Annotated in this window: 15 protein-coding genes, 1 other RNA gene, 1 pseudogene and 1 CRISPR repeat array; of the genes and pseudogenes, 7 read left to right on the top strand and 10 right to left on the bottom strand. The window is 47.2% G+C overall.

Features of this window, described 5'->3' with window-relative positions; translation table 11 throughout:
• Nucleotides 1–36: 36 nt before the first annotated feature.
• Nucleotides 37–2,082 carry an ATP-binding protein gene (locus QUA10_RS06070; protein ID WP_333081874.1) on the top strand — a complete coding sequence of 682 codons (2,046 nt, stop codon included), beginning with the start codon at nucleotides 37–39 and terminating at the stop codon, nucleotides 2,080–2,082.
• Nucleotides 2,075–4,294 (top strand): hypothetical protein, encoded by a 2,220-nt coding sequence (locus tag QUA10_RS06065; protein ID WP_333081873.1) that lies wholly within the window; start codon nucleotides 2,075–2,077, stop codon nucleotides 4,292–4,294. Before QUA10_RS06070 ends, QUA10_RS06065 begins: the two co-directional genes overlap by 8 nt.
• 211 nt (nucleotides 4,295–4,505) lie before the next feature.
• Here the strand turns inward: QUA10_RS06065 and QUA10_RS06060 are convergent, their stop codons facing one another.
• Both QUA10_RS06060 and QUA10_RS06055 read right to left on the bottom strand, forming a co-directional pair.
• Nucleotides 4,506–4,718: a hypothetical protein gene (locus QUA10_RS06060; protein WP_333081872.1), complete on the bottom strand. Its 213-nt coding sequence runs from the start codon at nucleotides 4,716–4,718 to the stop codon at nucleotides 4,506–4,508.
• Between the two features lie 245 nt (nucleotides 4,719–4,963).
• Entirely contained in the window at nucleotides 4,964–5,878 is a 915-nt protein-coding gene (locus QUA10_RS06055) for a M23 family metallopeptidase (protein ID WP_333081871.1), read from the bottom strand.
• 145 nt (nucleotides 5,879–6,023) lie between these two features.
• Between QUA10_RS06055 and QUA10_RS06050 the strand changes: the two genes are divergently transcribed.
• Together QUA10_RS06050 and QUA10_RS06045 are read left to right on the top strand one after the other, a co-directional pair.
• Nucleotides 6,024–6,191, top strand: coding sequence for a hypothetical protein (locus QUA10_RS06050; RefSeq protein ID WP_333086198.1), 168 nt, complete (start codon nucleotides 6,024–6,026; stop codon nucleotides 6,189–6,191).
• Nucleotides 6,192–7,415 carry an HhoA/HhoB/HtrA family serine endopeptidase gene (locus QUA10_RS06045; RefSeq protein ID WP_333081870.1) on the top strand — a complete coding sequence of 408 codons (1,224 nt, stop codon included), beginning with the start codon at nucleotides 6,192–6,194 and terminating at the stop codon, nucleotides 7,413–7,415.
• Nucleotides 7,416–7,726: 311 nt separating this feature from the next.
• Here QUA10_RS06045 and QUA10_RS06040 read toward each other — a convergent pair whose 3' ends face one another.
• Nucleotides 7,727–8,074 (bottom strand): DUF760 domain-containing protein, encoded by a 348-nt coding sequence (locus tag QUA10_RS06040; protein WP_333081869.1) that lies wholly within the window; start codon nucleotides 8,072–8,074, stop codon nucleotides 7,727–7,729.
• Between the two features lie 42 nt (nucleotides 8,075–8,116).
• Complete coding sequence (scpB, locus tag QUA10_RS06035; protein ID WP_333081868.1) at nucleotides 8,117–8,632, bottom strand: SMC-Scp complex subunit ScpB; 516 nt, start codon at nucleotides 8,630–8,632, stop codon at nucleotides 8,117–8,119.
• Nucleotides 8,633–9,398: 766 nt separating this feature from the next.
• Between scpB and QUA10_RS06030 the strand changes: the two are divergent.
• Nucleotides 9,399–9,506 (top strand): annotated as a pseudogene (locus tag QUA10_RS06030) (IS630 family transposase); the annotation flags it as partial.
• 317 nt (nucleotides 9,507–9,823) lie between these two features.
• On the opposite strand, the gene ssrS reads toward QUA10_RS06030, so the two are convergent.
• Together ssrS and QUA10_RS06020 are read right to left on the bottom strand one after the other, a co-directional pair.
• Nucleotides 9,824–10,011: non-coding RNA, 6S RNA (ssrS, locus tag QUA10_RS06025), on the bottom strand.
• A gap of 50 nt (nucleotides 10,012–10,061) precedes the next feature.
• Nucleotides 10,062–11,324, bottom strand: a complete 1,263-nt coding sequence (locus tag QUA10_RS06020; protein WP_333081867.1) for a 5-(carboxyamino)imidazole ribonucleotide synthase — start codon at nucleotides 11,322–11,324, stop codon at nucleotides 10,062–10,064.
• 338 nt (nucleotides 11,325–11,662) lie between these two features.
• Here QUA10_RS06020 and purD point away from each other — a divergent pair, with 338 nt between their 5' ends.
• Both purD and QUA10_RS06010 read left to right on the top strand, forming a co-directional pair.
• Complete coding sequence (purD, locus tag QUA10_RS06015) at nucleotides 11,663–12,943, top strand: phosphoribosylamine--glycine ligase (protein WP_333081866.1); 1,281 nt, start codon at nucleotides 11,663–11,665, stop codon at nucleotides 12,941–12,943.
• Between the two features lie 170 nt (nucleotides 12,944–13,113).
• Nucleotides 13,114–15,300, top strand: a complete 2,187-nt coding sequence (locus tag QUA10_RS06010) for an ATP-binding protein (protein ID WP_333081865.1) — start codon at nucleotides 13,114–13,116, stop codon at nucleotides 15,298–15,300.
• A gap of 219 nt (nucleotides 15,301–15,519) precedes the next feature.
• Here QUA10_RS06010 and QUA10_RS06005 read toward each other — a convergent pair whose 3' ends face one another.
• From QUA10_RS06005 to QUA10_RS05990, 4 genes are all read right to left on the bottom strand, one after another.
• Nucleotides 15,520–16,419 carry a S1 RNA-binding domain-containing protein gene (locus tag QUA10_RS06005; protein ID WP_333081864.1) on the bottom strand — a complete coding sequence of 300 codons (900 nt, stop codon included), beginning with the start codon at nucleotides 16,417–16,419 and terminating at the stop codon, nucleotides 15,520–15,522.
• A gap of 99 nt (nucleotides 16,420–16,518) precedes the next feature.
• Nucleotides 16,519–17,265 carry a dienelactone hydrolase family protein gene (locus QUA10_RS06000; RefSeq protein WP_333081863.1) on the bottom strand — a complete coding sequence of 249 codons (747 nt, stop codon included), beginning with the start codon at nucleotides 17,263–17,265 and terminating at the stop codon, nucleotides 16,519–16,521.
• A 1,208-nt stretch (nucleotides 17,266–18,473) separates the two neighbouring features.
• A CRISPR array of direct repeats spans nucleotides 18,474–22,059; the repeat unit is 37 nt; unit sequence GCCGGAAAATACCTAAAACCCTATCAGGGATTGAAAC.
• 79 nt (nucleotides 22,060–22,138) lie between these two features.
• Complete coding sequence (locus QUA10_RS05995) at nucleotides 22,139–23,365, bottom strand: glycosyltransferase family 4 protein (RefSeq protein ID WP_333081862.1); 1,227 nt, start codon at nucleotides 23,363–23,365, stop codon at nucleotides 22,139–22,141.
• Nucleotides 23,366–23,473: 108 nt separating this feature from the next.
• Entirely contained in the window at nucleotides 23,474–25,792 is a 2,319-nt protein-coding gene (locus QUA10_RS05990) for an IMS domain-containing protein (protein WP_333081861.1), read from the bottom strand.
• Nucleotides 25,793–26,023: the final 231 nt, after the last annotated feature.

The raw sequence follows: 26,023 nt of genomic DNA, 5'->3' as shown, positions 1-26,023 counted from the left end.
TTACTACCAACTATTTAAAAGAGGAATATTTATTTTATGCCATTAAGGGACTTAGCTAATTTTAAAACTAGGGTAATTGGATGCAGTGCCGTGATGGCTATTGGACAAGTTATTTCAAATGCGATCGCAAATCCGGCAACTCAAGCAGCAGCGGGTATTATCGGCGGCCCGATCGCAGTTGGGGGAGTTTCTATCTTAGCAGCGATTGCTAGTGGTATAGCGGGGAATATTGCGGCTAATGACCTCGGAAATCGGATGACGGAACGGTTGAGCAAAAATCCCAGGATTCTCGATAATCACGATTTGATTAAGGCGGCGGGTGAGGCGATCGGCTATATTTTGAGAGAGGTTGCGAAGTCCGATCGCCTAATTGCGATCGCCGAAACCAAAAATTTGCCTTATCCAGAAACAGCACTCAGTCAATTAGCCGAGAAAACTCCTGAATACTGGCTGGATATTAACACGAATACAGCCGATTTGTCAAGGGGTTTAAATATTTCAGAAGACCAGTTAACCAAGATTTTTTCTGCCGATGCCGAGGAGTTCGATCGAGTTACCGGATTGACAACGGCAGATTGGGCAACTTTCGTCAACCAATTCGCTGCCAGCCAGGGCAAATCCTTCGATGCGGAAATAGTGGAAGTTGTGGCGGACAAACTGTACGCAACTTTCCCGAAAGCGTACCGCGAAGTGCTGAAACTCGATGCGGCGAAGGGAGGAGAAAAGTTTGCGGCGATGCTGTTGAATCTGCACCAAAGTGCTTTGGCGGAACTGAGAGATTTGGGGCTGAAAAATGGGGAAATTCTGCAAAAGTTGGAGGCCGTGGCGACTGGGCAGCAGATTTGTCAAGTGATGGGGAAATTGGAATCCATAGAAATTGGCATCCGATCAGATTTGGCGCAAGTTCAGAATTTTCTGGAACGATTTGTTGATACTTCCGCGCCCCGATTGCCGCTTCCCTACGAGTGCGAAACGATTATTGCAGACCGCACTCAAGACTTTACCGGCCGCCGATTTGTCTTTGAAGCAATTATCGAATTTTTGCAGAAAAATCCCAAAGGATATTTTGTTTTAGAAGCCGACCCTGGTGTGGGTAAAAGTTCAATTATGGCAAAGTTAGTGCTGCTGATGAAGCGGCGCTGTGTTGTCCATTTTAACTCGCAATCTCAAGGTACTGTTAAGGCAAAGCAATTTCTGGAAAATGCCTGCACTCAGTTAATTCAAGCCTTTAAAATGGATTACCCAAACTTGCCAGAAAATGCAACTACAGATGGCAATTTTCTCAGTCGATTGTTGGGGGAAGTCAGTGCTAAACTGGGCGGAAAAAAGTTAGTTTTTGTTGTGGATGCCCTCGATGAAGTCGATCTCAGCGATCATGGGCGTGGCAGCAATGTCCTCTATTTGCCAGATGCTTTGCCGGATAATGTTTATTTTATTGTCTCGAAGCGGCCGGAATCTCTGCCTTTGCCAAATCATCAGGTTTTTGATTTGATGCAGTACAGTGCAGAAAGTTTGGCGGATGTCAAGCTTTATATTGAAAAACGCACGGGGAACAGCGCGTCAATTCAGAATTGGATTAACCGTCAAAATTTGCAGCGCGAACAGTTTGTGGCGGCGGTGGCGGAAAAAAGCCAGAATAATTTTATGTACCTGCGCTATGTGCTGAATGATATCGACAGCGGCAAGTACAGCGATGTGAATTTGCAAGATTTGCCGAGGGAGTTGGAAGGATATTATGAGAAGCATTGGGCGCGGATGGAAATGGCGGTTAGAGATAGAGAATTGCGCCGCCGGAAGTTGAAGGTTATTTATTTGTTGACCAAAACTCGCAAGCCGGTTTCCTGCGATATTTTGGCGGATTTTGCTGAGGAAGATGCTTTAGATTTGCAGGAAGTTCTGGATGATTGGGAACAGTTTCTGCGCCGTAGCAGCGACACTCCCCCAGATTACAGTATTTATCACGCGAGTTTCCAAAGATTTCTGCATCGTAAGGATGTGGTGCAGAAAGCTGGGGTGTCATTGCGGGATATTGAAACAGCAATTTCTGATAATTTGTGGGGGGATTTGTACGGGAATGGGTAAGTTTAAAGAAAGGTTGGGGAAAATGTCGCCGAAAAAGCGGCTTTATGCTTTGGAAACTCTGCCGGGGCATTTGGCGGAAAGCGTTCAAGGGGAAAGGCTGCATCAGTTGTTGACGGATTTTGATTTTATTGAGGCGAAGTTGGATGCGTTGGGGGTTCAAGCGTTAATTGAGGATTACGATTTGGCGAGAGTTTCTGATGTTTTGCTATCGCCGGAGCAAACTGAAACTTTGCGGTTGATTCAAGGGGCGATTCGGAAGTCGGCGCACGTTCTGGAGAGGGATAAAACGCAATTGGCAGGGCATTTGTTGGGGAGGTTGCTACCTGATGAAATAACTATGATTATAGATGAATCTAAGTATTTTTGGGAGTATTTACCATTAATTTCTAGATTTTCCCCCCGTAAACCTGTCAAAAAAGTGACGGAAAAAATCTCATCTCCTGATGACATTCAAGCCATGCTAGAACAAGCAAAGCAGTCGAAAAATACTCCTTGGCTGCGGCCTTTGAAGGCTAATCTGGAAAGGGCAAATGAGGGTGCGCTGCAGACACTTGCCGGTCATACTGACGGGGTAAAAGCAGTCGCGATCGCACCAGACGGCAAACAAGTGATTTCGGCTTCAGGGGATAAAACCCTGAAAATCTGGGACATCGACAGTGGCACGGAACTCAGAACTCTCATCGGTCATACTGGCGAGGTATGGGGAGTAGCGATCGCACCAGACGGCAAACGAGTGATTTCGGCTTCAGACGATAAAACCCTGAAAATCTGGGACATCGATAGTGGCACAGAACTCAGAACTCTCACCGGTCATACTGGTTATGTATTAGCAGTCGCGATCGCGCCAGACGGCAAACGAGCGATTTCGGCTTCAGGCGATAAAAAAATCTGGTACGGGGATAAAACCCTCAAAATCTGGGACATCGACAGCGGCACTGAACTCAGAACTCTCATGCGTCGTCATTTTAGGTCGGTATTATCAGTTGCGATCGCACCAGACGGCCTCCTAGCGATTTCGGCGGCTTCAAGGGATAAAACCCTGAAAATCTTGGACATCGACAGTGGCAGGGAATTGAGAACTCTCACCGGTCATATTGCTGTGGTACTTGCCGTCGCGATCGCACCAGACGGCAAACGAGCGATTTCGGCTTCAAGGGATAGAACCATAAAAATCTGGGACATCGACAGTGGCAGAGAATTGAGAACTCTCACCGGTCATACTTATGCGGTAACAGCAGTCGCGATCGCACCCGACGGCAAGCGAGCAATTTCCGCTTCAAACGATCGAACCCTAAAAATCTGGGACATTGACAGCGACAGGGAATTGAGAACTATCGCTGGTAATATTCGGGAGGTATTATCAGTTGCGATCGCACCCGACGGCAAGACAGTGATTTCGGCTTCAAGGGATTACACCCTCAAAATCTGGGACACAGACACCCGTAGGGAACTGAAAGCTCTCATCGGTCATACTAACTTGGTATTTGCAGTCGCGATCGCACCAGACGGCAAGCGCGCAATTTCCGGTTCCTGGGATAAAACCCTCAAAATCTGGGACATCGACAATGGCAAGGAAGTGAGAACTATGACCGGTCATACTGACGCGGTAAAAGCAGTCACGATCGCACCAGACGGCAAGACAGTGATTTCCGCTTCAGACGATAACACCCTAAAAATCTGGGACATCGACAATGGCAGGAAATTGAGAACTATGGCCGGTCATACTGAGTCGGTAAATGCAGTCGCGATCGCACCAGACGGCAAGCGAGCAATTTCGGCTTCACGGGATAAAACTCTCAAAATCTGGGACACAAACAGTGGCAGGGAACTGAGAACTCTCACCGGTCATACTGGCGAGGTATGGGGAGTAGCGATCGCACCCGACGGTAATACAGCGATTTCGGCTTCAAACGATCGAACCCTAAAAATCTGGGACATAAACAGCGGCAGGGAACTGAGAATTCTCATCGGTCATACTGACTCCGTATGGGGAGTAGCGATCGCCCCCGACGGCAAACTCGCAATTTCGGCTTCAGACGATAAAACCGTGAAAATCTGGGATCTGCTTAGCAGCAATGAGGTTGCTAGTTTCAGTGGAGATGGTGGGTTTGCTTGCTGTGCAATTTTGCCTGATGGAGTGACAGTTTTAGCGGGCGATCGATCGGGCCGGGTGCATTTCCTGCGATTGGAGGGAGTTAGCGGCGGGCGATAATCGGATTTTTGGGTCGATTCGGGCGATCTAATTTGAAATTCTCGGCGGTTGAAATCCCGGCGGTTAGAAACCGCGTCTACACAAACGATGTCCACTCCAAGCGGACGAAGAGGGTATTCGGAGATTGAAAATCATCGGGTGAAATCTTCAACCCGCTTTCGTCGGGTTTTGTCTGTGTAGACGCGGTTTCAACCGCCGGGTTTTTTGGGTTTCAACCGCCGGGTTTTTTGTGGATGGGCGATCGGGTTTTTGGTTTTTGGGCGATCGAATTTGAGAGAAATGTGCGATCGGGCAATAAGTTGTTAACAAATAAGTGATTAATGGGAACCCGATTAGTGCGATCGTTAATTGAGGTAAATCGAGAAATATTTGTAATTTGCTTGGCCAGACTTTCGGTAGTAATTCGGTAACGAAATACTCGCACTCTTTCTGTCTAACCTCAATTGTTTCTCGGATTCTATCAGGTTCAAAAAGATTGTGAGTAAAATAAACGGGTTTTGCATCATTTGTTTTTGTAAATGAGTCTGGTAAAATGTGGGTAACATATTTTTTTGGATAGGCAAGCCTGTAACAATTCTGCTGCCTATCTTTTTTTACCACCCCACAGATCAATCCTTACCCCCCTCTGGATTTAGGGCGGGTTGTCACCCCCCCAGCACACTACCAATCCTATTTTTTAACAGTAACTTGCAAATAAAGCAGCGGGTCTTCAGCAACCCAACCCAAACCCGAATTGTAGCGAACTTCAAAATGCAAATGAGATGGCGGAATGTCGCGTTTTCCAGTCGTCCCCACAGTTCCCAAAACTTCTCCCGACTGCACTTTTTGACCGACTTTTACCCCAATATCTTTCAAATGAGCGTAGCGCGTTTGCTTCCCCCCTTGATGGTTCACCACCACTAAATTCCCGTAATCCCCCTGCGGCCCGGCAAAGGCGACAGTCCCCTCGCCCGCAGCCAAAACCTGCGTACCCTCCGACGCCAAAAAATCTACGCCGCTGTGGAAAAAAAATTCGCGCCGCGCCGGATGCAATTGCCGCCCGTAACGCAAAGCTTCCACTGCAGGGGCGGGCAGCGGAAATCCTTGCACCGATGGCGTTGCATCGGGATTGATAGAAGGCCCGATCGACCTATTCACCGCAGGCACAAACACCGTTTTCCCCAAAGGCCTGCACCCGTTCGCCTCAAATAGCAAATCTGCGGGCACTTTGTAAGCTTCTGCCAGTTTTTGCCAATTCCAGCCCGCAGGCACTTCTACCTCGATGCCACTGTACGGAGGAATGACGATCGCACTTCCAGCAGATACTTCACCGCCCCGCAACGTCGGATTTATCCCGATCAGCGCTGCAGGAATCACATTGTACTGCCGCGCGATGCTTTCTATGGTTTCGCCCTGGGCAACAGTGTGGCGACGCAACCGAGACCTAGCCGGACTCGGGCAATCGCGGGCGGGGTCAGGGTTTTCTACAGGTATACCTGAAGGAAGATTTGCAGGTGGGATCTCGGTATTTGCCGCCGTTTTCCCAACGGGTGCGATCGACCAAATTAATGCAGAAATCAGCGGAAATAAGCGTTTAAACCTCATGATCTACAGAAAAAAGTATTCATTGGGGACAGTTGACAATTTTAAAATCCTGTGAAACTGCATATTTACAACCTCTAGCCACCCCCCAGACTGTAAATCCCAGGCTAAGCCAAGTTAGGATGAGAATTATTAGTTTGATTCGCTCTTGGCAAATCCAGCAAAATTGCCTGTGATGCCGATGGGCGCCAGCCAGTTAACAGCTATGTTCTTGAGGAAGCGGTACGCCCCGCCCCGCTTCCTTCCCGTCGCCAAGACAAAAATGCTTGATTCTGAACCTGTCTGCGGGGATGAGGTATTTAGCGGGAGTTATTAAATGAGTTTATCTTTTAAGCAAGCGACCCTTTATGTGACTTTGCTGTCGATCGGCGGAGGTATGGGATGGTTGGGAAATCGCTATCTGCAAGGCTCAAACAATCTGGAAACCGGATTGGTTTTGCCAGTAGTACGCCAGCAAATCCCCCCCTATGCGTCTCCTCCTGTTCTGGAAAATCGGGCGGTCGATCGCAGCAATCCCAATTTTATTGCTGAAGCAGCCGAAAAAGTCGGCCCGGCTGTAGTGCGGATTGACGCATCCAGCAAAGTAGCGAATCAAGTGCCGGAAGCATTCAAAAATCCTTTGTTTCGTCGGTTTTTTGGGGAAAATTTGCCGCAGCCGGAAGAACGAGTCAAGAGAGGTACGGGTTCCGGGTTTATTCTCACTTCTGACGGCCGCATAGTTACTAATGCTCACGTTGTCTCCGGGACGGATACTGTCAAGGTGACGCTCAAAGACGGCCGCGAGTTTGAGGGTAAGGTGCAGGGAATCGATCCGCTGACGGATGTTGCCGTGGTTAAGATTAATGCTAAGGAACTGCCGCAGGTGGCTTTGGGCCGATCGGACAATATTGTACCGGGACAGTGGGCGATCGCGATCGGCAATCCTTTAGGTCTCGACAATACCGTGACTGTGGGGATTATCAGCGCTACGGGTCGATCGAGTTCCCAAGTCGGCATCCCCGACAAGCGAGTCCGCTTCATCCAAACCGACGCCGCCATCAACCCCGGCAATTCTGGTGGCCCCCTGCTAAATGACCAAGGCGAAGTAATTGGCATCAATACCGCTATCCGCGCGGATGCTCAAGGCTTGGGATTTGCAATTCCGATCGAAACCGCCAAACGAGTTTCCGATCAGCTATTCGCCAAAGGTAGAGCCGAACATCCCTATCTCGGCATTCAAATGGTCAGCTTGAGTCCCGCCACCAAGGCAGAACTCAACAAACAGCTCGATAATAATAATAAAATTACCCTCGATCAAGGCGTAGCCGTGGCGCGAGTCGTGGAAAATTCCCCCGCTCAAAAAGCCGACTTGCGTCCCGGAGATGTCATTCAAAAAGTTGACGGAATTGCGGTTAACACTCCCGGTGACGTGCAAGAACGGGTGGAAAACACTGTTGTGGGCAAAGAACTCGAAGTGGAAATTAACCGTTTGGGTCAAGTTCAGAAAATTAAAGTACGTCCGGGTGCTTTTCCCCTATCGGGTAGCTCCGCCGGTGGGTAATACGATTTTCGATTTTCGATTTTCGATTAAAGAATTAAGAATGACTTACTGCATAAGGATTTGGAGCTTATCTACAGTTGCATTCTTTTTTGAAATTGGTATTAGTTGCAAGGGTGGAGGATGGAAGATGAATCTGATGCTTGATAGTCCTGGAAGCAGTAACCGGGTTTTTTCACCAAAAGCCGCGGTGTAGCGCGAGGGATAGCCGGTTAACAGCCCGGTTTCTTAATTCCCTGTGCCTCCATGATTCAGGATTATGGATTTTTCTGAACAACTTTCATCTTTCTGACTTCCCCAACCCGTTGATTTTTTTACTTGTCTTTGGGTGAGTTTGGTTGAATCGAGCTGGTGCTTGCTAAATTTTCTTCTAGGTACATCCTTTGCTCCATTTGCCTCAAAAAATAGCCTGTCATCATCGCTGAAGCTAGCAAACCTGCTAAGTTTTCGCGATCGGTGGTAATTTCGACGTTAAAATTTTCTGAAGGCAAAACGCCGACAAGTCCTTGAACGTTATGAGAGATAATTTCTCTGATGTCGGGGCTGACGGACTTGGCGACGCGGGCTAGCACCTCCGGGGATTGGTGTTGGAGGTACTTCAGCAGTGGATTGACTGCGGTTTGTTGAGCATTGGATGTGTCAAAGTCAGGGTGAAAAACCATTTGGCGATTCTTAATTTCTGGCTGGTTACATTCTACTTCAAACTACTCATCATTGCTTGGGTACAAATTTGCCTGAAAGTCAAGTTGCAATTGTTTTGGCAGTTGGTCTACTTGAAAGTACCGATGAAATTTCTCGGTAACTTGTAACCAATACGACCGCCCCTCAGCAGGCCGCCGTTTGCGGACGAAACCCATTTCTACCAGTTCCTGCACTTGTTGGTAAGCTCCTGAACCTCGCAAGTTAACTAAATCTGGCTGAGCGATGCCGCCTTTGAGGGCGATCGCAGCCAGCGTCCGCAAAGCTCCCACACCTAATTCTGGAGGTATTAAAGTTTGCATTAAACTGGCAAACTCTTCTCTGAGTTGCAGGCTGTATCCTGTGGGGGTTTCGACGACTTCTAATGCACTGTCGCGGTGGGACGAGTCAGACATGAGTTCGATGATGGCGTCTTCGGCTTCGGCTCGATCGCACTTGGCAATCTCGGCAATTTCTGCGATCGACACTGGCTGACCTTTTAGGTAAAGTATGGCTTCTATTGTTGTGGCTAAGCGAGTCATTTGGGAATTAGTAATTAGGAATGGGGACGTGGAAAGAAGGAGGAAGAAGGACCCAGGAAAACAACAGTTATCCGTATTTCCGTAACTTCCGTGTCGTGAATAATGAGAGTTAGGAATAAACATTCCCCTTACACAAATTATTAATAGTGTAGGTTAGGTTGATGAACAAAACCTACACTATTAATTTTCTTTTTTTATATCAGTCCGAGACGCAGAAATATATAACGTTTCTGGCTCTCCTGAGCTTATGGTGTAAAATAGATCAACCAATACACCTGACGGGGTGACACCACCGTCATAACCCCTAGCTGACCGGGTTGTTACCAATTTATGGTAAAAAAAGATGGGTCAGTATTGTTAAGAAGCCCCATCATTTAAAAATGTTACCTCAATCATACCAAATTTGTTTCCAACGGCAGCTCAAAAACGCCTAATACTTGACTCTGACTATTGTAGTTTTTCTGCTCCCAACCCATAAACAAGTGAGTATAGCCCGTCACCTAAAAGTCGGGTGTCAATTAGTAATTGCATTGGATAGAACTCAATGGAAAGATTATAATGTCTTAATGGTAAGTGCCATAGTTCAAAAAAGGGCATTTCCTGTATTCTGGACGCTGTGATATAAACATGAGGCTTCTAATACAAGTCGAAGAGAAACAAGTGTTATGTCCAGTTATTTGCTTGTTAAAAAGATATAAATTAGTAATTGTTTGCGCTCGGTAATTTCAGTAACTGCTCACCGCCACCCTGTTGCGGTGAGCAGTTACGACTTTGGCCGCTTACAAATGAGCCTCTTGCTAATCGAACATTTGAAAATCTTGATGACTTAGAAAAGGTTTTATTTACTCGCTATCAACAATTACTCCAACAGTAAGATTTAATTCGGGGTTTCACAAACTTTCACTGGTGGCCTCAAGTTCCCGTTGCTGCTTAATTATGGGTAAGTACCCGGACATGATATAAGATTGAGCCTCGAAGTTATAATTTTAGTTAGTGGGATGAAAGATCTTGTCGGGTCGATCGCACCTGGGCAATCTCACTCAGTTGGTGGTGGGTACGAGTCAGAGGAGCCTGTGTTTCCCAGTTGCGATCGCCCTCATCGAGATCACGTTAACTATGAATCAAAGCGTTTATCTCAAAAAAAAATAGGCTAGCTATATTTCACAGCGCCTATCTCAATCAAAATTTTAATGGTTCCCCGCAACGCCGTCTTACCTCAGCTTTTGACCTGGTATTTTACCAGGTGGGTACCGTTGGCTCGGACTTAAAGTTTCTGGGTACAAGCCCAGTTTACTGCTGTCCAAACATCTTGATTCCCGAGAGTTAAGAGTTATAGATCAAAAAAACATTATTGGCAGTCACCAACGTCGCAGTAGAACCTTTATTTAATATATACCAACTAACCAGATTTTGGCAAGCTTCGAGCAATTTAACTTGCATACCAGATAGATTCAACGGTTTGAGCGATATCCTCTGCTGACGATCGCCCCTGAGCCACCAAGTCCGCGTCGATCACAACTGTAACGTGACCGAGTTTGCGACCGGGACGCGATACTTTCTTACCATACCAATGGACAAAAGCACCACTAATTTGTGCCAGTTGTTTTCTTTTTGCTAAATAATCTGACTCAGCCGACTCGTAACCTAGCAAATTTACCATGACAGCGCCTGCACATTTTAAATCGGAATTCCCTAAAGGCAGTTGACAAACTGCACGCAAATGCTGTTCAAATTGTGAAGTTTCACAGGCATCGATGGTAAAATGTCCCGAGTTGTGGGTGCGGGGTGCAATTTCATTGACTAACAGCTTATTATCAGCGGTTAAAAATAATTCAATGCCGAATACGCCGACAGCTTCTAAGCTGTTGAGGAGAGTGCGGGCGATCGCACAAGCTTCATTTTTCACCTCTAAACTAATATCAGCGGGCGCAATCACCACATGACAAACCTGATTTTGCTGCTGAGTTTCGACGATCGGATAAATCGCAATTTCGCCATTTGCCGATCGAGCCGCAATCACAGCCAATTCGCGATCGAACGGCACAAACTCTTCCACTAGCAAAGACTGACCTTGGAGTGTAGCACGAATTGACTCAAAACTCTCCCGATCCTTAACAATAAAAGTACCTTGGCCGTCATAACCGTGGCGGCGAACTTTGACGACAAAGGGAAAGTCGATCGATCCAGCACCCGAGTCTCCTGCAATCTGCACGCTGTCAGAAACAGAAATTGCCGGAAAGTCGATCGCCACCGCCTTAAACAATTCCGGGGGCAAATCCGCGCTGCAATCCCATTCCCAAAACCTCGGAGTTGGCAAACCCAAACCTTGTAAATAACAGCGCTGAACGTACTTATCCAACAAAGGAGAAAGCGACGACAAACTCGGCTGAAATAACATACCTTGCTCTTCTAGCGACCGCAAACCATCCAAATCCACAAACTCATTTTCAAAAGTAATAACATCGCAGCCAGCGGCCAATTGAGCCGTAGCCAAAACATCATCAACAGCAGCCAAAACAGCATCAGCAGCAACAGAAACTGCCGGGTCAGTAGCATGGGGAGTTTGTACTACCAATTCAATACCGAGCGCCCTAGCAGCATCCCCCATCATCCAAGCTAGCTGGCCGCCGCCGACAACGCCCACCCGCTTAAATTTTGCAGACGAACTCGCAGCGGTTTGATTTGATTTCATGTGAGTAAAATTCCCCAGAGTCAACCTGCCTATCTTATCGCTATTTGTCCCCGGATCAATTATAGTAATTGCAGAGTTAAACGCCAGAAAAGAGTTTTAATTGCCTGATTAAATCGAGGCAGAACCCAGAAAAATTGGGCGGCTAAAGTCTTTAATTATTGCACGCTCCCGGCCATTGATAAACAGCGGTAGAAGCCCACTCCTCCAGAAAAGTGCCACATCTAGCAATTCCCTAGCGCCAAGCATGGCATAATTGACAGCACTGCAAAAAGCAGATAGACAGATGCCAACACTGAAAATCAGACATTCAGGGAACACAATTTATAGGTGAGGATACTGTGAAAGTTTTAGTTGTGGGAAACGGAGGTCGCGAACACGCGATCGCAAAAAAACTGCTAGAATCTACGCGGATTAAACAAGTATTCTGCGTACCGGGCAACGGCGGCACAGCTACCACCCCAGGCTGTCAAAATCTGTCGCTCAACATCGACGACTTCCAAGGCATCGAACGCTTTGTGATGGTCAACAACATCGGATTAGTCATCGTCGGCCCCGAATTGCCCCTATCCCTAGGCATCGCCGACTATTTTCTACAGCGAAAAATGATGATTTTCGGCCCCACCAAAGCCGGGGCCCAAATTGAATCCAGCAAATCCTGGGCCAAAGAATTGATGCTCGAAGCAGGCATCCCCACACCCAAAGCTGCCGTATTTACAGACGCAGAAGCTGCAAAAGCATACGTTCTGGAACAAGGAACCCCAATAGTCATCAAAGCAGACGGACTCGCATCAGGCAAAGGAGTCACCGTTGCCACCACCGTCAAAATGGCTCACAGCGCCATCAACACCATTTTCCGAGGCGAATTCGGCACCGACAACATCCGAGTCGTGGTCGAAGAATTCTTAACAGGTCAAGAAGTCTCGATTCTCGCCCTCACCGACGGCATCACAGTGGAACCGTTGGTGCCCGCCCAAGACCACAAAGCTATCGGCGAAGGCGACCAGGGAGCCAACACCGGCGGTATGGGAGCCTACGCCCCAGCGCCCCTTGTCACCCCGGAACTCATGGAAAGGATTCAAGAAGAAATTCTCGAACCCACCCTTGCAGCACTGCAAAAACGCAAAATCGACTACCGGGGTGTACTCTACGCAGGTTTAATGATTACCCCCGACGGAGAACCCAAAGTCTTAGAATTCAACTGCCGTTTCGGAGATCCCGAAACTCAAGCGGTTTTGTCACTGCTGGAAACTCCTTTAGAAGATTTGGTGCTGGCCTGCTGTCAGCAGCGTCTCGGTGAATATTCTATTCGCTGGAAGTCGGGAGCATCTGTTTGCGTAGTTTTGGCTTCTGGAGGCTATCCTGGAAGTTATCAAAAAGGCAAAGTTATTACAGGTATCGAGGAAGCTGAAGCCAAAGGAGCAGAAGTGTTTCACGCCGGTACTCAGTTGAAGAACCAGCAGTTGGTGAGCGACGGCGGCCGGGTTTTGGGCGTCACTGCGACGGGAGAAACTTTGGAACAAGCTATTTCCAAAGCTTATGCTGCAGTTGATTGCATCCAATTTGAAGGGGTTTACTGCCGTCGGGACATCGGTCGCCGAGCTCTGGGCGATAAAAATTAGGAATTGCGACATCGGCCGCCATCCGAAAGCCAAGCAATCTCAATGTAGAAATGTAACAATGAAGTTTGGTATCTCTGCGGTGGCGGTAGCGGACAAGTCGCATCAGAAAAGTCGATCGGGAGCCAACTGAATTGATCTTGCTATTAATATTGAACTGGTGAACTGGTGAAATGCTGGCCATACTAAACAAAATCGGAGAAATTATTGCCCGCTGGTGGTCGGATTTTACCCTCCAGACCCGCCTGATGGCGGCTGCTACCCTCGTAGTGTCGTTAATTATGAGCGGCCTGACATTCTGGGCGGTGAATACTATCCAGCAAGACGCCCGACTTAACGATACTCGTTACGGCCGAGACCTCGGCCTGCTGTTGGCGGCAAATGTGGCGCCGCTGATTGCCAAAAACGATCGCTCCGAAGTCGCCCGCTTTTCCCGGCAATTTTACAGCAGCACCTCCAGCGTCCGCTATATGCTTTATGCAGACGAAGCGGGAGATATTTTCCTGGGGATACCATTTTCGGAATCGGAGGTGGAAACTTCCCTGACGCTGCGCCGGCAGATCAAACTTCCCGATAATTTTCTAGCCGATATTGAGGCGAGAAATTTAACTTCTTTGCCTTTGGTGCGGCAGCATTTGACGCCAGATGGAGAAGTTACCGATGTATTTGTGCCGTTAATTCATGAAGACAAATATTTGGGAGTTTTGGCGATCGGCATTAACCCAAATCCCGCAGCAGTGATCTCTTCAAATCTGACTAGGGATGTCACTTTAGCAGTATTTGTCACTATTTGGGTGATGGTAATTTTGGGGGCTGTATTTAATGCCCTGACAATTACTCAGCCGATCAAACAATTAGTCTTCGGGGTCAAAAACATTGCCAGCGGGAATTTTAAGCAGCGAGTTGACCTGCCTTTAGGGGGAGAATTGGGCGAGTTGATTGGCAGTTTTAATGAAATGGCCCAGAAACTCGAAAGTTATGAAGAACAAAATATTGAAGAGCTGACAGCGGAAAAAGCTAAGTTAGAAACTTTGGTTTCAACGATTGCTGATGGTGCGCTTTTATTAGACGCAAATTTGCAGGTGATTTTAGTTAATCCGACGGGGATGCGGATTTTTGGCTGGGAAGGTAAAAATGCGCTCGGAGTAAATGTTCTGAACATTTTGCCTTCGGAAGTCCAGCAGGAGTTGGCTAGACCGTTGCAGGAAATAGCTGCGGGCGATCGCGAAGGCGGCGAATTTCGCATCTCGATGAGCGAACCTGTTAACCGTACAATTCGGATTGTTTTAACTACAGTCATTCTGCACAAAGCGCCCGGTGCCGAACCGCTGTGCAAAAGCTGCATCCGCCACGAGGAAGATACCTGTAACGAGCCACAACGCCCGGTAGCTGTAGAGTGTACTTTCTACGAGCAAACCTCCAAGCATCAAGGTTCCGGAAATTACCGAGAAAGTCTCAAAGGCATTGCAATGACAGTGCAGGACATTACTCGCGAAGTAGAACTCAATGAGGCTAAAAGCAATTTTATCAGCAATGTTTCTCACGAATTGAGAACACCTTTATTTAATATCAAATCTTTTATCGAGACTCTCCACGAGTACGGAGAAGACCTTCTAGAAAGCGAGCGCAGGGAATTCCTAGAAATTGCCAACCGAGAAACCGATCGACTAACTCGTTTAGTTAACGACGTGTTAGACTTGTCGCGACTGGAATCCTGCCGAGTTTATCACTTGGAAGCTGTTGACCTTCCGCAAGCTGTGGAACAAACCCTGCGGACTTATCAGTTAAATGCTAAGGATAAAGGCATTGAATTAGAGCAAGAAGTTGACCCGTATTTGCCGCCTGCTTTAGGTCATTACGATTTGTTACTGCAAGTATTTGCCAATTTAGTAGGAAATGCCTTAAAATTTACTCAGTCCGGCGGCAAGGTGGCCATTCGAGCATATTTGCTAGAGCCGGAGGCGCCCACCCACAAAGACGGTCAATCCGTCCACCACAACTTGTCACCGGATGCTCAACATTGTCCGGTAGTGCGGATCGAAATTTCTGATACGGGAATTGGCATAGATCCCGAAGACCAACAAGCCATATTCGATCGCTTTTTCCGGGTAGAAAACCGAGTACACACTTTAGAAGGAACAGGATTAGGTCTTTCTATTGTCCGAAACATTATTGACAAGCACCACACTAAAATTAATTTAGTTAGCGAAGTTAATGTGGGTACGACTTTCTGGTTCGACTTGGCAGTTTATCAGCCGAAAAAAACAGTAGAGATGGAAAATTCTTGGCCAGTGGAAGCAACGGTGGAAAGTGAAACAATTGCGAGTCATGTTAGATCGATTCCGGTTGCACCGGAATGATTGTTGACTGTTGACTGTTGACTGTTGACTGTTGTTTCTGGTTGATGGGGAATCAATAAGGAAGCAGATTAGTTAGATGGGGATTTTTTAACCGCAGATATTAGCCGATGAACACAGATGAACGCGGATGGGATTTTATCTGTGTCTATGGGGGTTTATCTGCGGTTAAACCTACATTCCTATTGTTTCCGGTAGATGGGGATCTAATTACGTCAAGACTTAAGAAAGAGTCTTTCTAGCACGTTCCGATCGCTCTTCTGCGGTATCCATAACATCCGCCATTTTATCCACCATTTCCCCTGGGTAATTTTCCAGTACCCGAGTAGAAAGTGAAATCCGGCCACGACTTTCATCGAGGTCAACGACGATCGCCTTCAAGGGTTGACCGGGGGCAAACACCTTTCCAAGGTTATCAATATATTTTTGGCTAACTTGCTTGATGTGCAGCAAACCGCTAACTCCTTCCAAGTCCACAAACACGCCAAAAGGCTTGATGCTGCTGACTTTGCCTTCCACCAACTGACCAATTTGCAAGTCCTTGAAGGCATTCGATTGAGTAGCCATCCGCTGGGAAAGTACGAGTTTTTCCCGTTCGCGATCGACCTCCAAGAAATTAACGCTCAAAGATTGACCGATCAGCGATTCTAGGTTATCGCGATCGACTAAGTGCGATCGGGGAATAAAGCCGCGCATTCCCTGAACATCTACTGTCACGCCGCCCTTATTCGCCCCAGAAACCCGCACCTGAAGAACTTTGCCGGTTTCCTGCAATTCAACTAAATCTTCCCAAGCTTGCTGAATTTGTAACTGCCGCAGGGACAAAGTAACTTGGCCATCTGCATCTTGTTCGCGGATAATCAAAAAGTCCCGTTCCTCGTCCAGCGGAACCACTTCCGACAAATCCGTTACTGTTCTCAAAGCAGCCTCTTCGATCGGCAAAAAAGCCGAAGACTTGCCGCCGATATCAACATACGCGCCGTTTGAGTCGTACTCGAACACTTTGCCGCGCACTACTTGTCCCTTCTGGAACTCGTAATTGTGCTGTTCGAGGGCTTTAGCAAAATCATCCATTGAAAAGGATGCTTTTGCGCTTTGAGAACCTGTAGATTTGGAATTCATGTCAGTTTAGTTGTCAGTTGTCAGTAATTTAGTTGGCAGTCGTCAGTAGAAAAAATTTTCCCACTTTCCCCATCTCCCTATCTCCCCATCTCCCACTCTCTAAGCTGGTTGAAGTTGCTGATGAAATAGCTGCTTCACCTGCATCCACGAGTCGGCTGCTGCCGTAGCGTCGTAACTGCCGCGGTGGTCGCAGAAGAAGCCGTGATCGGCATTGTAGCTGAAAATTTGGTGAGAAATACTGTGTTTTTGCAATTCTGCGGCGATTTGGTCAACTTGTTCTAAGGGAATGCTGGGGTCTTGAGTGCCAAAAAAGGCGTAGAGAGTGCCTTTAATGTCTGCTGTGCGGGCGATCGTCGGGGTGCCGCCTCCGGGGGTTTGGGTGGCGATACCGGCGCCGTAGAACGACGCTGTAGCCTTGATTTCTGGCAAAGTAGCGGCGAGGTAGGCGACGTGTCCTCCAAAGCAGAAACCAATGCAGCCAAAACCTTGTGGTTTGACAGAGGGTAGAGTTTTGAGGTAATTGATAGTGGCTTGGATATCGCCCAGAAGTTCGGAAGCTGTGGTTTTTTCTTTGTATTCTCTGCCGATTTGGATGGCTTCGGGTGTGTAGCCGGTTTCAAAGCCGGGGGCTTGACGCTGGTAAATGGCTGGGGCGATCGTCACATATCCTTCTTTTGCTATTCTTTCAGTAACTTCGCGGATGTGCGAGTTGACGCCAAAAATTTCTTGAATCACGATAACTGCGGGAAATTGTCCTGGGGAGGCAGGCTGGGCTAGGTATGCAGCTATTTGCAAATCCCCGTTAGGAACTGTGATGTTTTTGGTGGTAATTTCGGCTTTTGTCATAGGTAGTTTTAAGGTAAATGCAACTCTACTAATTTTAAGTTAATTTGGGGATTTTTTAGGCGATTCGCCAATAATATTTTTCGGAACCGCGAAGCGCAAATACCGCAAATATGGCAGGTAAAAATTCGCTATTTATTGAAGGTTTAGGTTTTGCTGAATAAGTCTGGGTCGCTCGCTCCTAGCAATTTATTGGAGTTAAGTCCAGGCAAAATATACGTTTTGGTCGGTGATTTGCTCAAACAGAGATTTTGACCAGCCTAGGGTCGAAAACATTTTATCTGGCTTGTTCGTGAGATTTTTCAGATAAGTGTCTAACTCGATTAGCTGTTAAATATTATCTAAGTTTTTTTATATAGCAATCCTCGCATCATTTGCATAATTATTGTAGGGGCAATCCCACGCCCGGTTGCCCGATAGATAGGGGATAGGCACGGGGGCACTACCCTACAAATTTATCTGAATCATTTAGGATTGCTATATATCGGAGTAGTTTTTAAATTCCCTTGCTTTTTGGTTTGCAGAATCGTTGGTTTTTTTTGCTAATTTTAATTAGTCTTTTCTGGCTATATTGCGGTAGGTTGTTGGTTTTTCCTTGAGCTTGCCTTTATGGGCAGTGGATGTTGTACAGTGTGTTTGAGTGTGCTCAATTGAGTGAGGCTGAGTATAGTAAGTTACGATCGCCCAGCCGAACAAAGTCATCGAACCAGTGGAAGAAATTGATTCCGGCTAGGACTCAAGTCTAAGTTAAGATCGCCCAGCCGAACAAAGTCATCTAACCAGTGGAGGAAATTGATTCCGGCTAGGACTCAAGTCTAAGTTACGATCGCCCAGCCGAACAAAGTCATCTAACCGAAGGAATACAGTATTTAGTTTTTTCCGCTGTGCGCTTGCTGTCACGCTAAGATCGAACGTATTGGTGGCGTAGAACCCGTTGAGCGCAGAATATTTTTTCCTTAGTTTGCGTCCATCGGTAGGTGTTAAAATCGGAGTATCAAATTTTTCGGCTCAAACTAATGTGCAGCAAGAGTTTGATGCCCCTAGGGTGAAAAAAAGACTGACGCAAAGTCTGAAAGCTTTACAGGATAGGGTTTTGGAGTGAGTATGGAAAGTCGGGTATTGACAAGCCGAAGGCTGGAATGGTACTTTTATCTTAGCTGGACGCAACTGCACCTTGAAAACCAAATACACCCTGGCTTCTGGAACGGGCGGCCGGAAAATACCTAAAACCCTATCAGGGATTGAAACTGAAAACATACATAACACGCTCCCAAAAAACCGCCAAGCCGGAAAATACCTAAAACCCTATCAGGGATTGAAACTTAATTTCAGGGTGGCTTCCAAGTAAGCTTTGCACAAGCCGGAAAATACCTAAAACCCTATCAGGGATTGAAACCATATTGCCTAACTAGAAACCGACGCAATCCCGCCGGAAAATACCTAAAACCCTATCAGGGATTGAAACAGCGGTACATCCAACTAGCAACTATTGCAGTCGAGCCGGAAAATACCTAAAACCCTATCAGGGATTGAAACCTATTCCGTTGAAACCATTCCCCGGTAGCATGATGCCGGAAAATACCTAAAACCCTATCAGGGATTGAAACCAGACATTTGGAGGTTTGTAAAACTTTTCGATTGGCCGGAAAATACCTAAAACCCTATCAGGGATTGAAACAAGGAAGCCGCCGACCGCGAGGGACAAATTCAGCAAGCCGGAAAATACCTAAAACCCTATCAGGGATTGAAACCGCATAGACAAAGATAACCCTAGTGGATTTATCCAAGCCGGAAAATACCTAAAACCCTATCAGGGATTGAAACAAATTTGCTATTTCAGACGCTTGTGCTACATCTTTGTACTTCTGGCCGGAAAATACCTAAAACCCTATCAGGGATTGAAACGATGTGGAATCATGACACTACCTTTTAATTAATGAGCCGGAAAATACCTAAAACCCTATCAGGGATTGAAACCTGCTGATGATGGAGGAATTGGACGCAACTAATTATAGCCGGAAAATACCTAAAACCCTATCAGGGATTGAAACCGGGTCGATCGCTACTTCTGCACTCGCGTCATAAACGCCGGAAAATACCTAAAACCCTATCAGGGATTGAAACGTGAGATGACAGTAGAACGCCGTGGGAGCAAGCCGGAAAATACCTAAAACCCTATCAGGGATTGAAACTTTGGATTTTGGGCCGATTCAATAGCGCGTTGTGCCGGAAAATACCTAAAACCCTATCAGGGATTGAAACCTAAGATCGAATAATCTTTGCGCTCTTCCCAACTGCCGGAAAATACCTAAAACCCTATCAGGGATTGAAACTCGCGGGCGATCGATGCTTGCAAATCGGCAGACTCGCCGGAAAATACCTAAAACCCTATCAGGGATTGAAACAGTGACAAGATGGCTGCGATCGCCAACGCATCAGCAAGCCGGAAAATACCTAAAACCCTATCAGGGATTGAAACGAGACGCGGGGAAAAGTAGATCCGCTCCGGGCTGCGAGCCGGAAAATACCTAAAACCCTATCAGGGATTGAAACCCCTGTAACGGGAAATTTTGGCTCCCAAAATAATTCAGCCGGAAAATACCTAAAACCCTATCAGGGATTGAAACTGACAAGTGTCGGCCCGCTTTTAGGGTAATCGGCTGCCGGAAAATACCTAAAACCCTATCAGGGATTGAAACTAGCAGGGTAACAATTGCTGTCAATCCTGCTTATAGCCGGAAAATACCTAAAACCCTATCAGGGATTGAAACATGGAATTCAAAAAAACTTACCGGAATTGAATATGCCGGAAAATACCTAAAACCCTATCAGGGATTGAAACATATCTTAATGCAATGTTCTCCTACTACTGCATGCCGGAAAATACCTAAAACCCTATCAGGGATTGAAACAAGCTCATCAGGTGATTTGTGGCAAACAGCTACGCCGGAAAATACCTAAAACCCTATCAGGGATTGAAACTTTAGCATTTTCAATCCTCAATTATCAACGACTAAGTAAGCCGGAAAATACCTAAAACCCTATCAGGGATTGAAACGACAGTATCTTAATAAGGCTTCATAATGATGCTATCGCCGGAAAATACCTAAAACCCTATCAGGGATTGAAACATACCAGTGACCTTTCTTATTAACCTCAACTTTAACGCCGGAAAATACCTAAAACCCTATCAGGGATTGAAACCAACTCTGCCTGATTGTCGGCAAGCGCCTCAAGCCGGAAAATACCTAAAACCCTATCAGGGATTGAAACGATTTATTAGCCTATGACGACTCTTTAGATTCAGCCGGAAAATACCTAAAACCCTATCAGGGATTGAAACTGCTACTTCCTTTATAGGAGTAATAGCAAATATAGAGCCGGAAAATACCTAAAACCCTATCAGGGATTGAAACAGATATTTACCGATTCTACCGCTAGCCATTTTAGGCCGGAAAATACCTAAAACCCTATCAGGGATTGAAACCTTTACCTTGAACTACGCTTTGAAACTTGAAGGAGCCGGAAAATACCTAAAACCCTATCAGGGATTGAAACGGAAAAAATGGCTGGAGATGTAGCAAAACCGATCGCGCCGGAAAATACCTAAAACCCTATCAGGGATTGAAACCCTTAGCTCCATTGACCATGTTACCAAGTAGATTTTTGCCGGAAAATACCTAAAACCCTATCAGGGATTGAAACGCTGATTTTTTAGCAGAGATAGAGCGCGATCGGCTGCCGGAAAATACCTAAAACCCTATCAGGGATTGAAACAAGTTATACTGAGCCTACCGCTATCGAACTCAACAAAGCCGGAAAATACCTAAAACCCTATCAGGGATTGAAACTACAGCCTAAAAAAATGCCTTAATTGATTTAACTGTAAAGCCGGAAAATACCTAAAACCCTATCAGGGATTGAAACGGCGATTTAGTCGAGCCTGTATCCGATCGCTGGGCCGGAAAATACCTAAAACCCTATCAGGGATTGAAACGCTCATTGTTAATGTATGTGGAATCCTGGGAGCGCATCTAGCCGGAAAATACCTAAAACCCTATCAGGGATTGAAACTCGGAGATGTAAGACTCTACACCCTCAACTGATTTGAGCCGGAAAATACCTAAAACCCTATCAGGGATTGAAACTTACTATCGAATACTATTCCTTCTTTCTTTGTATAGCCGGAAAATACCTAAAACCCTATCAGGGATTGAAACTAGCTGATGAGTTTTTACTAATAGAGGAAGAAAGTGAGCCGGAAAATACCTAAAACCCTATCAGGGATTGAAACTCAATCCTAAACCGGTTGCCTTGCCGCTCTCCAGCCGGAAAATACCTAAAACCCTATCAGGGATTGAAACCGAAATTTCGGACACTTTTGAGACTTGATGGGAGCCGGAAAATACCTAAAACCCTATCAGGGATTGAAACGACGACAAGATCAACAGTAAAGCGGACTTGCACGCCGGAAAATACCTAAAACCCTATCAGGGATTGAAACATATGGCTTATTTCAAAGTACGAATTCAGCGAGAAAAGCCGGAAAATACCTAAAACCCTATCAGGGATTGAAACTTAATCAAATCTTCCCCAGGATGGAAGTAGTCAAGCCGGAAAATACCTAAAACCCTATCAGGGATTGAAACCGGTTCCGCTTGGCGCGGGCCCGATTTCTGGAAGGGGCCGGAAAATACCTAAAACCCTATCAGGGATTGAAACAAACCCCTAAATCTATTACCAAAAACTAAAGTAGGAGGGCCGGAAAATACCTAAAACCCTATCAGGGATTGAAACTTTATATGATTTGGTTAGCCATAAATCATGCTATGCCGGAAAATACCTATTTCCCCATCTAGGGCTTGAAACCTCCAAACTACAAAATTATTGGCTCAAAAATAGACCTCTCCTCTCTCTTTTTATCTCCTCCCATAACCTCAAGCAATCGATCGACTACACACCTCCAAGTAAAATTTTCACCCACAAAAGCCGGGCCCGCCACCCTCGCTTTCGCAGCGATTCCCGGCTCTTCGATCGCCCTGCACATCAAATCAGTCAAATGTTCCCACTCAGGAGCTAAGATAAATAAGGTTTCGCCGTCACTCACCACAGCCGTAAATTTACTTTCGATCCGCTGTGCAAAGTTCGATCGCGTAAAATCATCCGTAGGGCCGCCCGCAGTGCAAATAACCGGCAAACCGCAAGCCGCAGCTTCCAACACCGGCAGATTAAAACCTTCTGCCAAATAAGGAGAAACATAGGCATCTGCAGCTTGGTAAAACTCTGCTATTTGAGCAAAAGATAGCTGGCTACCCGTATAAATTAATCTCGGTAAAACCCTCGCTCTTTCCGCATCGTTGAGCGCAACTCGGCACGCTTCAGCAATCTCGTCTCTGGATGGATAAAGCAGTTCTGAACCTTTTAAAACTAATCTCGCATCTGGATATTTGTCAACTACCGCAGCGAAGGCTTTTAATAAAGGGCGAATACCTTTGCGATCCGTTTGTCCGCCGATGTTTAAAAATATAAAATAGTTTGACCAACCGAAGCTTTCGCGCAGTGATTGACGCCGATCGCCCGCAGCAGGATAATAAATCTGAGGATCGACTCCCAAAGGTACAACAGCAATGCGAGCGGCCTCAACTCCGCTGCGAATTAAGCCAGCTTTTGACCACGCTGAAGGTGTAATAATTTTCGTTTCTGAGTTAACCGGAGTTTCGGCGATCGACTTAACACCCATCGCCTGTAATACTGTACTGGTAACAATCCCCCATTCTGTCGCTGCAAATACCCAAGTTTGAGTGCTGCTGGATGCCGAGAAGTCCCACGGGCAGTACATTCGCAGGGTAACATCGGCTGACTGATTTACCGCAGGGCTCTTAATGCTGCGAAGTAATATTTCATTGGGGCGATCGAACAAACTAATTTTCGTCTCCCAAGCTGCGTCAATGTAGGGCATATCGCGGTGGAAAAGCTCAATTTGGCTTCGCGGGCGATTCCCTACGGGATAGCTGCGCCGCGCGTGCATTTCCAGCAGTTGAAATTGATTGGCTACGCAATAGGAATGATAAATAAAACGCCAGCCTTCAACAATAATCTGCAATTAACAGCTCCCGCTTTTGGAATTAAAAATTAACCTAATAATCAGAAATTGGTAATTAGTAATTAGTCAGCAGCAATTACCAATTACCAATTACTAATTACCAATTCCTTACTTAATCACTTGCCAATCCATAATCCGCCACTGTCCGTCTTGGCGGATCAAGTCGTAGCGCACCCGCAGGTTTTCATTGCGGGAAGAAACGAGCTGAGATCGATCGAACACTTCGGCTTTTTCCGCGACTTGGGCTTCTACTTGGGCGCGATCGGGATTAGTCGGATTCGTCTTAACTGCATCAACTTGCAGCTTGTGTACATAACGCTGGTGCGCGTTGTTTCGCTGTTGAGCTTCTGCCATCAATTGCCAGCGAGACAAAGCCGGTTCTGTCAGAACTTGCTTTAATTCTTCCACAGCGTGATTGGGGCCCAAAGCCGCTGCTTTCGCCGATAGCCAGCTTTGAACTATTTGTCGGGCTGATTCCTCAGTGATTTCTCCCGAAACTGCGCCTGTGGCGCTCGGTTCTGGGGCCGCGGCCAAGGCAGGGATTTCTAGAGGCGGTTCTTCCAGGCGGACGAGGGCTTGCTCTCCTTGGAGGGGGCCCGATAGGGCTTGCATCGCGCTAGCCAACAGACTGAGTATTAACCACAGGAATAACAGGCTCAGGACACCTGCGACTAGAAACAAAGCCAGCCTGTTTGGAGGCATGGACTTGACTTGGGTGGTAATTTCTGCTGCCTTGGTGCGCGCCCGATCGACAAAATCGCCCTTTAGCCCATTGCCACTTGCTCCGCTGCGCCCTGAATGTTGGCGTCTGCGATGTTTGGAAGTCGATTCAGCAGGATGTGGCACTGTAGCTATCGGGAGAGAGACAGGGGCAACAGCGCTCGGCGCGGCCACCGTTGCCGGGGATTTCGTTCCCGAAGCTGCGGTGGAAGCCTCGCCCGGTACGGGGGTTAAAGTGACCGTACTGGCTCCCTGCTTGGCTGTGGGTGGCTGTGCAGGTATGGCAGCGGGCGATCGGCCTGCTGTCGGTTGCAGTCGCCCTGGGAGCTTGCCGGAGCGGGGCTGCACCACGACCCATTCGTTGGCGGTTTCTGCGTCCTGTGGCAAAGCTTCTAGGTAAGCTTGTACTTTCGGGTCAGCAAAGTAGTCTTTCAATGACACTGACTCGTTGGCCAAGTCCCGGAAGTGGGGAAACACTTCTTCTTGTAGCCAATGTTCGGCGTACAAGCACAGTCCGGGCAACAAGTCGGGTGAATCTTGGGAATGTTCGCGAATGAAGGCCAGGGGTTCTTTTTCCGAACTGAGTTCGAGGGCTCTGCTGGCTTCTTCTGTCTGGCCCAGCAGCAGGGAACAGACGGCTTTTTCCAGGTGAACGTCTTGGCGGCGACCGAGCTGCATCAGCATCAGCTTGGCCCGACGGATCATCGATGGCTGTCTGGCGGCAAATCCTTGGGCTAACAGGGTGTAGACCGAGAGGTAAGTGGCGACTGCGGAGGGGCGGCCGGCTTCGGCTTCAAATAGCGCCTGCTGCTCGCTGCTGGTTAGGTGTTTACGCATCTGCTGCACGAACCGGAGGAAGTCTTCGATTCCTAAACCCGATCGATCGTCTCCCGAACCGTCGATACCGCCTCGTTCTTGAAGCATTTCTCGCAGGATTTGCAGTCCCCGGCGACGCTCGGCGACTTTTTCTTCGGGAAGTGATAATAGCTCTAAAATGTTGTACGGACGGAGTTTGTATATGTCGGCTTGCATTTCACCCCTCACGCTTGCAAATAGGCTTTCGCGCAGCAGCAATTCTTGACCTGCTTCTAATGATTTTGCGGCATTTTCGTACTGACCTTGCTGCCACTGTTCGCGGCCGAGTTCTAGACAGGCAAGGCTGACAGTTAAAACTATATCTGGCCTCACGAGCTGAGGATCGCCGAAACGACCTTCTGCGATCGCGATGCTGCCATTGTTAAGATACGGGCGACCCAGCTTCTGTACGAGTTCGTATTCCCCCAGTTCTTGCAGTATGAGCAGGGCTCCTACGAATTGGTTGTCATCGATTTCAATACTTGGAGTGTGGGGGTCGGGAGCAGCCTCTAAAGCCTTGGACTCTGCCGGAGCGGTTTCTCCTGCGTCTTGCAGGACTGTGGCCGTGCCTGCTGAGGTTTTTGACCTCTGGTGCTTGGCTTCCTGTGCGGCTTCCGACTCTCGATCGTAAGTTTTGGCTAAAAAACTGGCATCGTAAGCTTTGCGCCCCTCTGAGTCTGACAGAACGGCACAGGCTTCATCGAGCAGTTGTTTGCGGGCGACAATCGCAACTTCGGAATACTCCCGGCGCGGAAGCTGTAAAGTTCGATCGCGGTGAGCCTGCTGCAACTGTTCGGCAGTAGCTTGAATCGGTAGACCCAAAATCCGGTAGTAATCTAGTGGAATTAACATAAGTTAAAGAACTGTCCACTTCCCCAAAGCGCTAGCAACTGAATTAGCCTATCTTAAGTGACATACTCCCGCAAACCAAATCAAAAATTCTGGTGTTGGCTTCCAACCGCCCCATTCACGGTATCTTGGACTTGTCGTAGAGATATTCTGACTTTTTTCCCTCTACAGCGTTTTACAGTGAGGAAAATGCCTTGCCCCACTGCCCGTCAGCTAAATGAGTGGTTTGACTCT

The sequence above is a fragment of the Microcoleus sp. Pol8_D6 genome (genome assembly GCF_036700965.1).
GTDB lineage: Bacteria > Cyanobacteriota > Cyanobacteriia > Cyanobacteriales > Microcoleaceae > Microcoleus.
The sequence above is the reverse complement of the archived record's forward strand: the minus strand, read 5'-3'. Positions and strand labels throughout refer to the sequence as shown.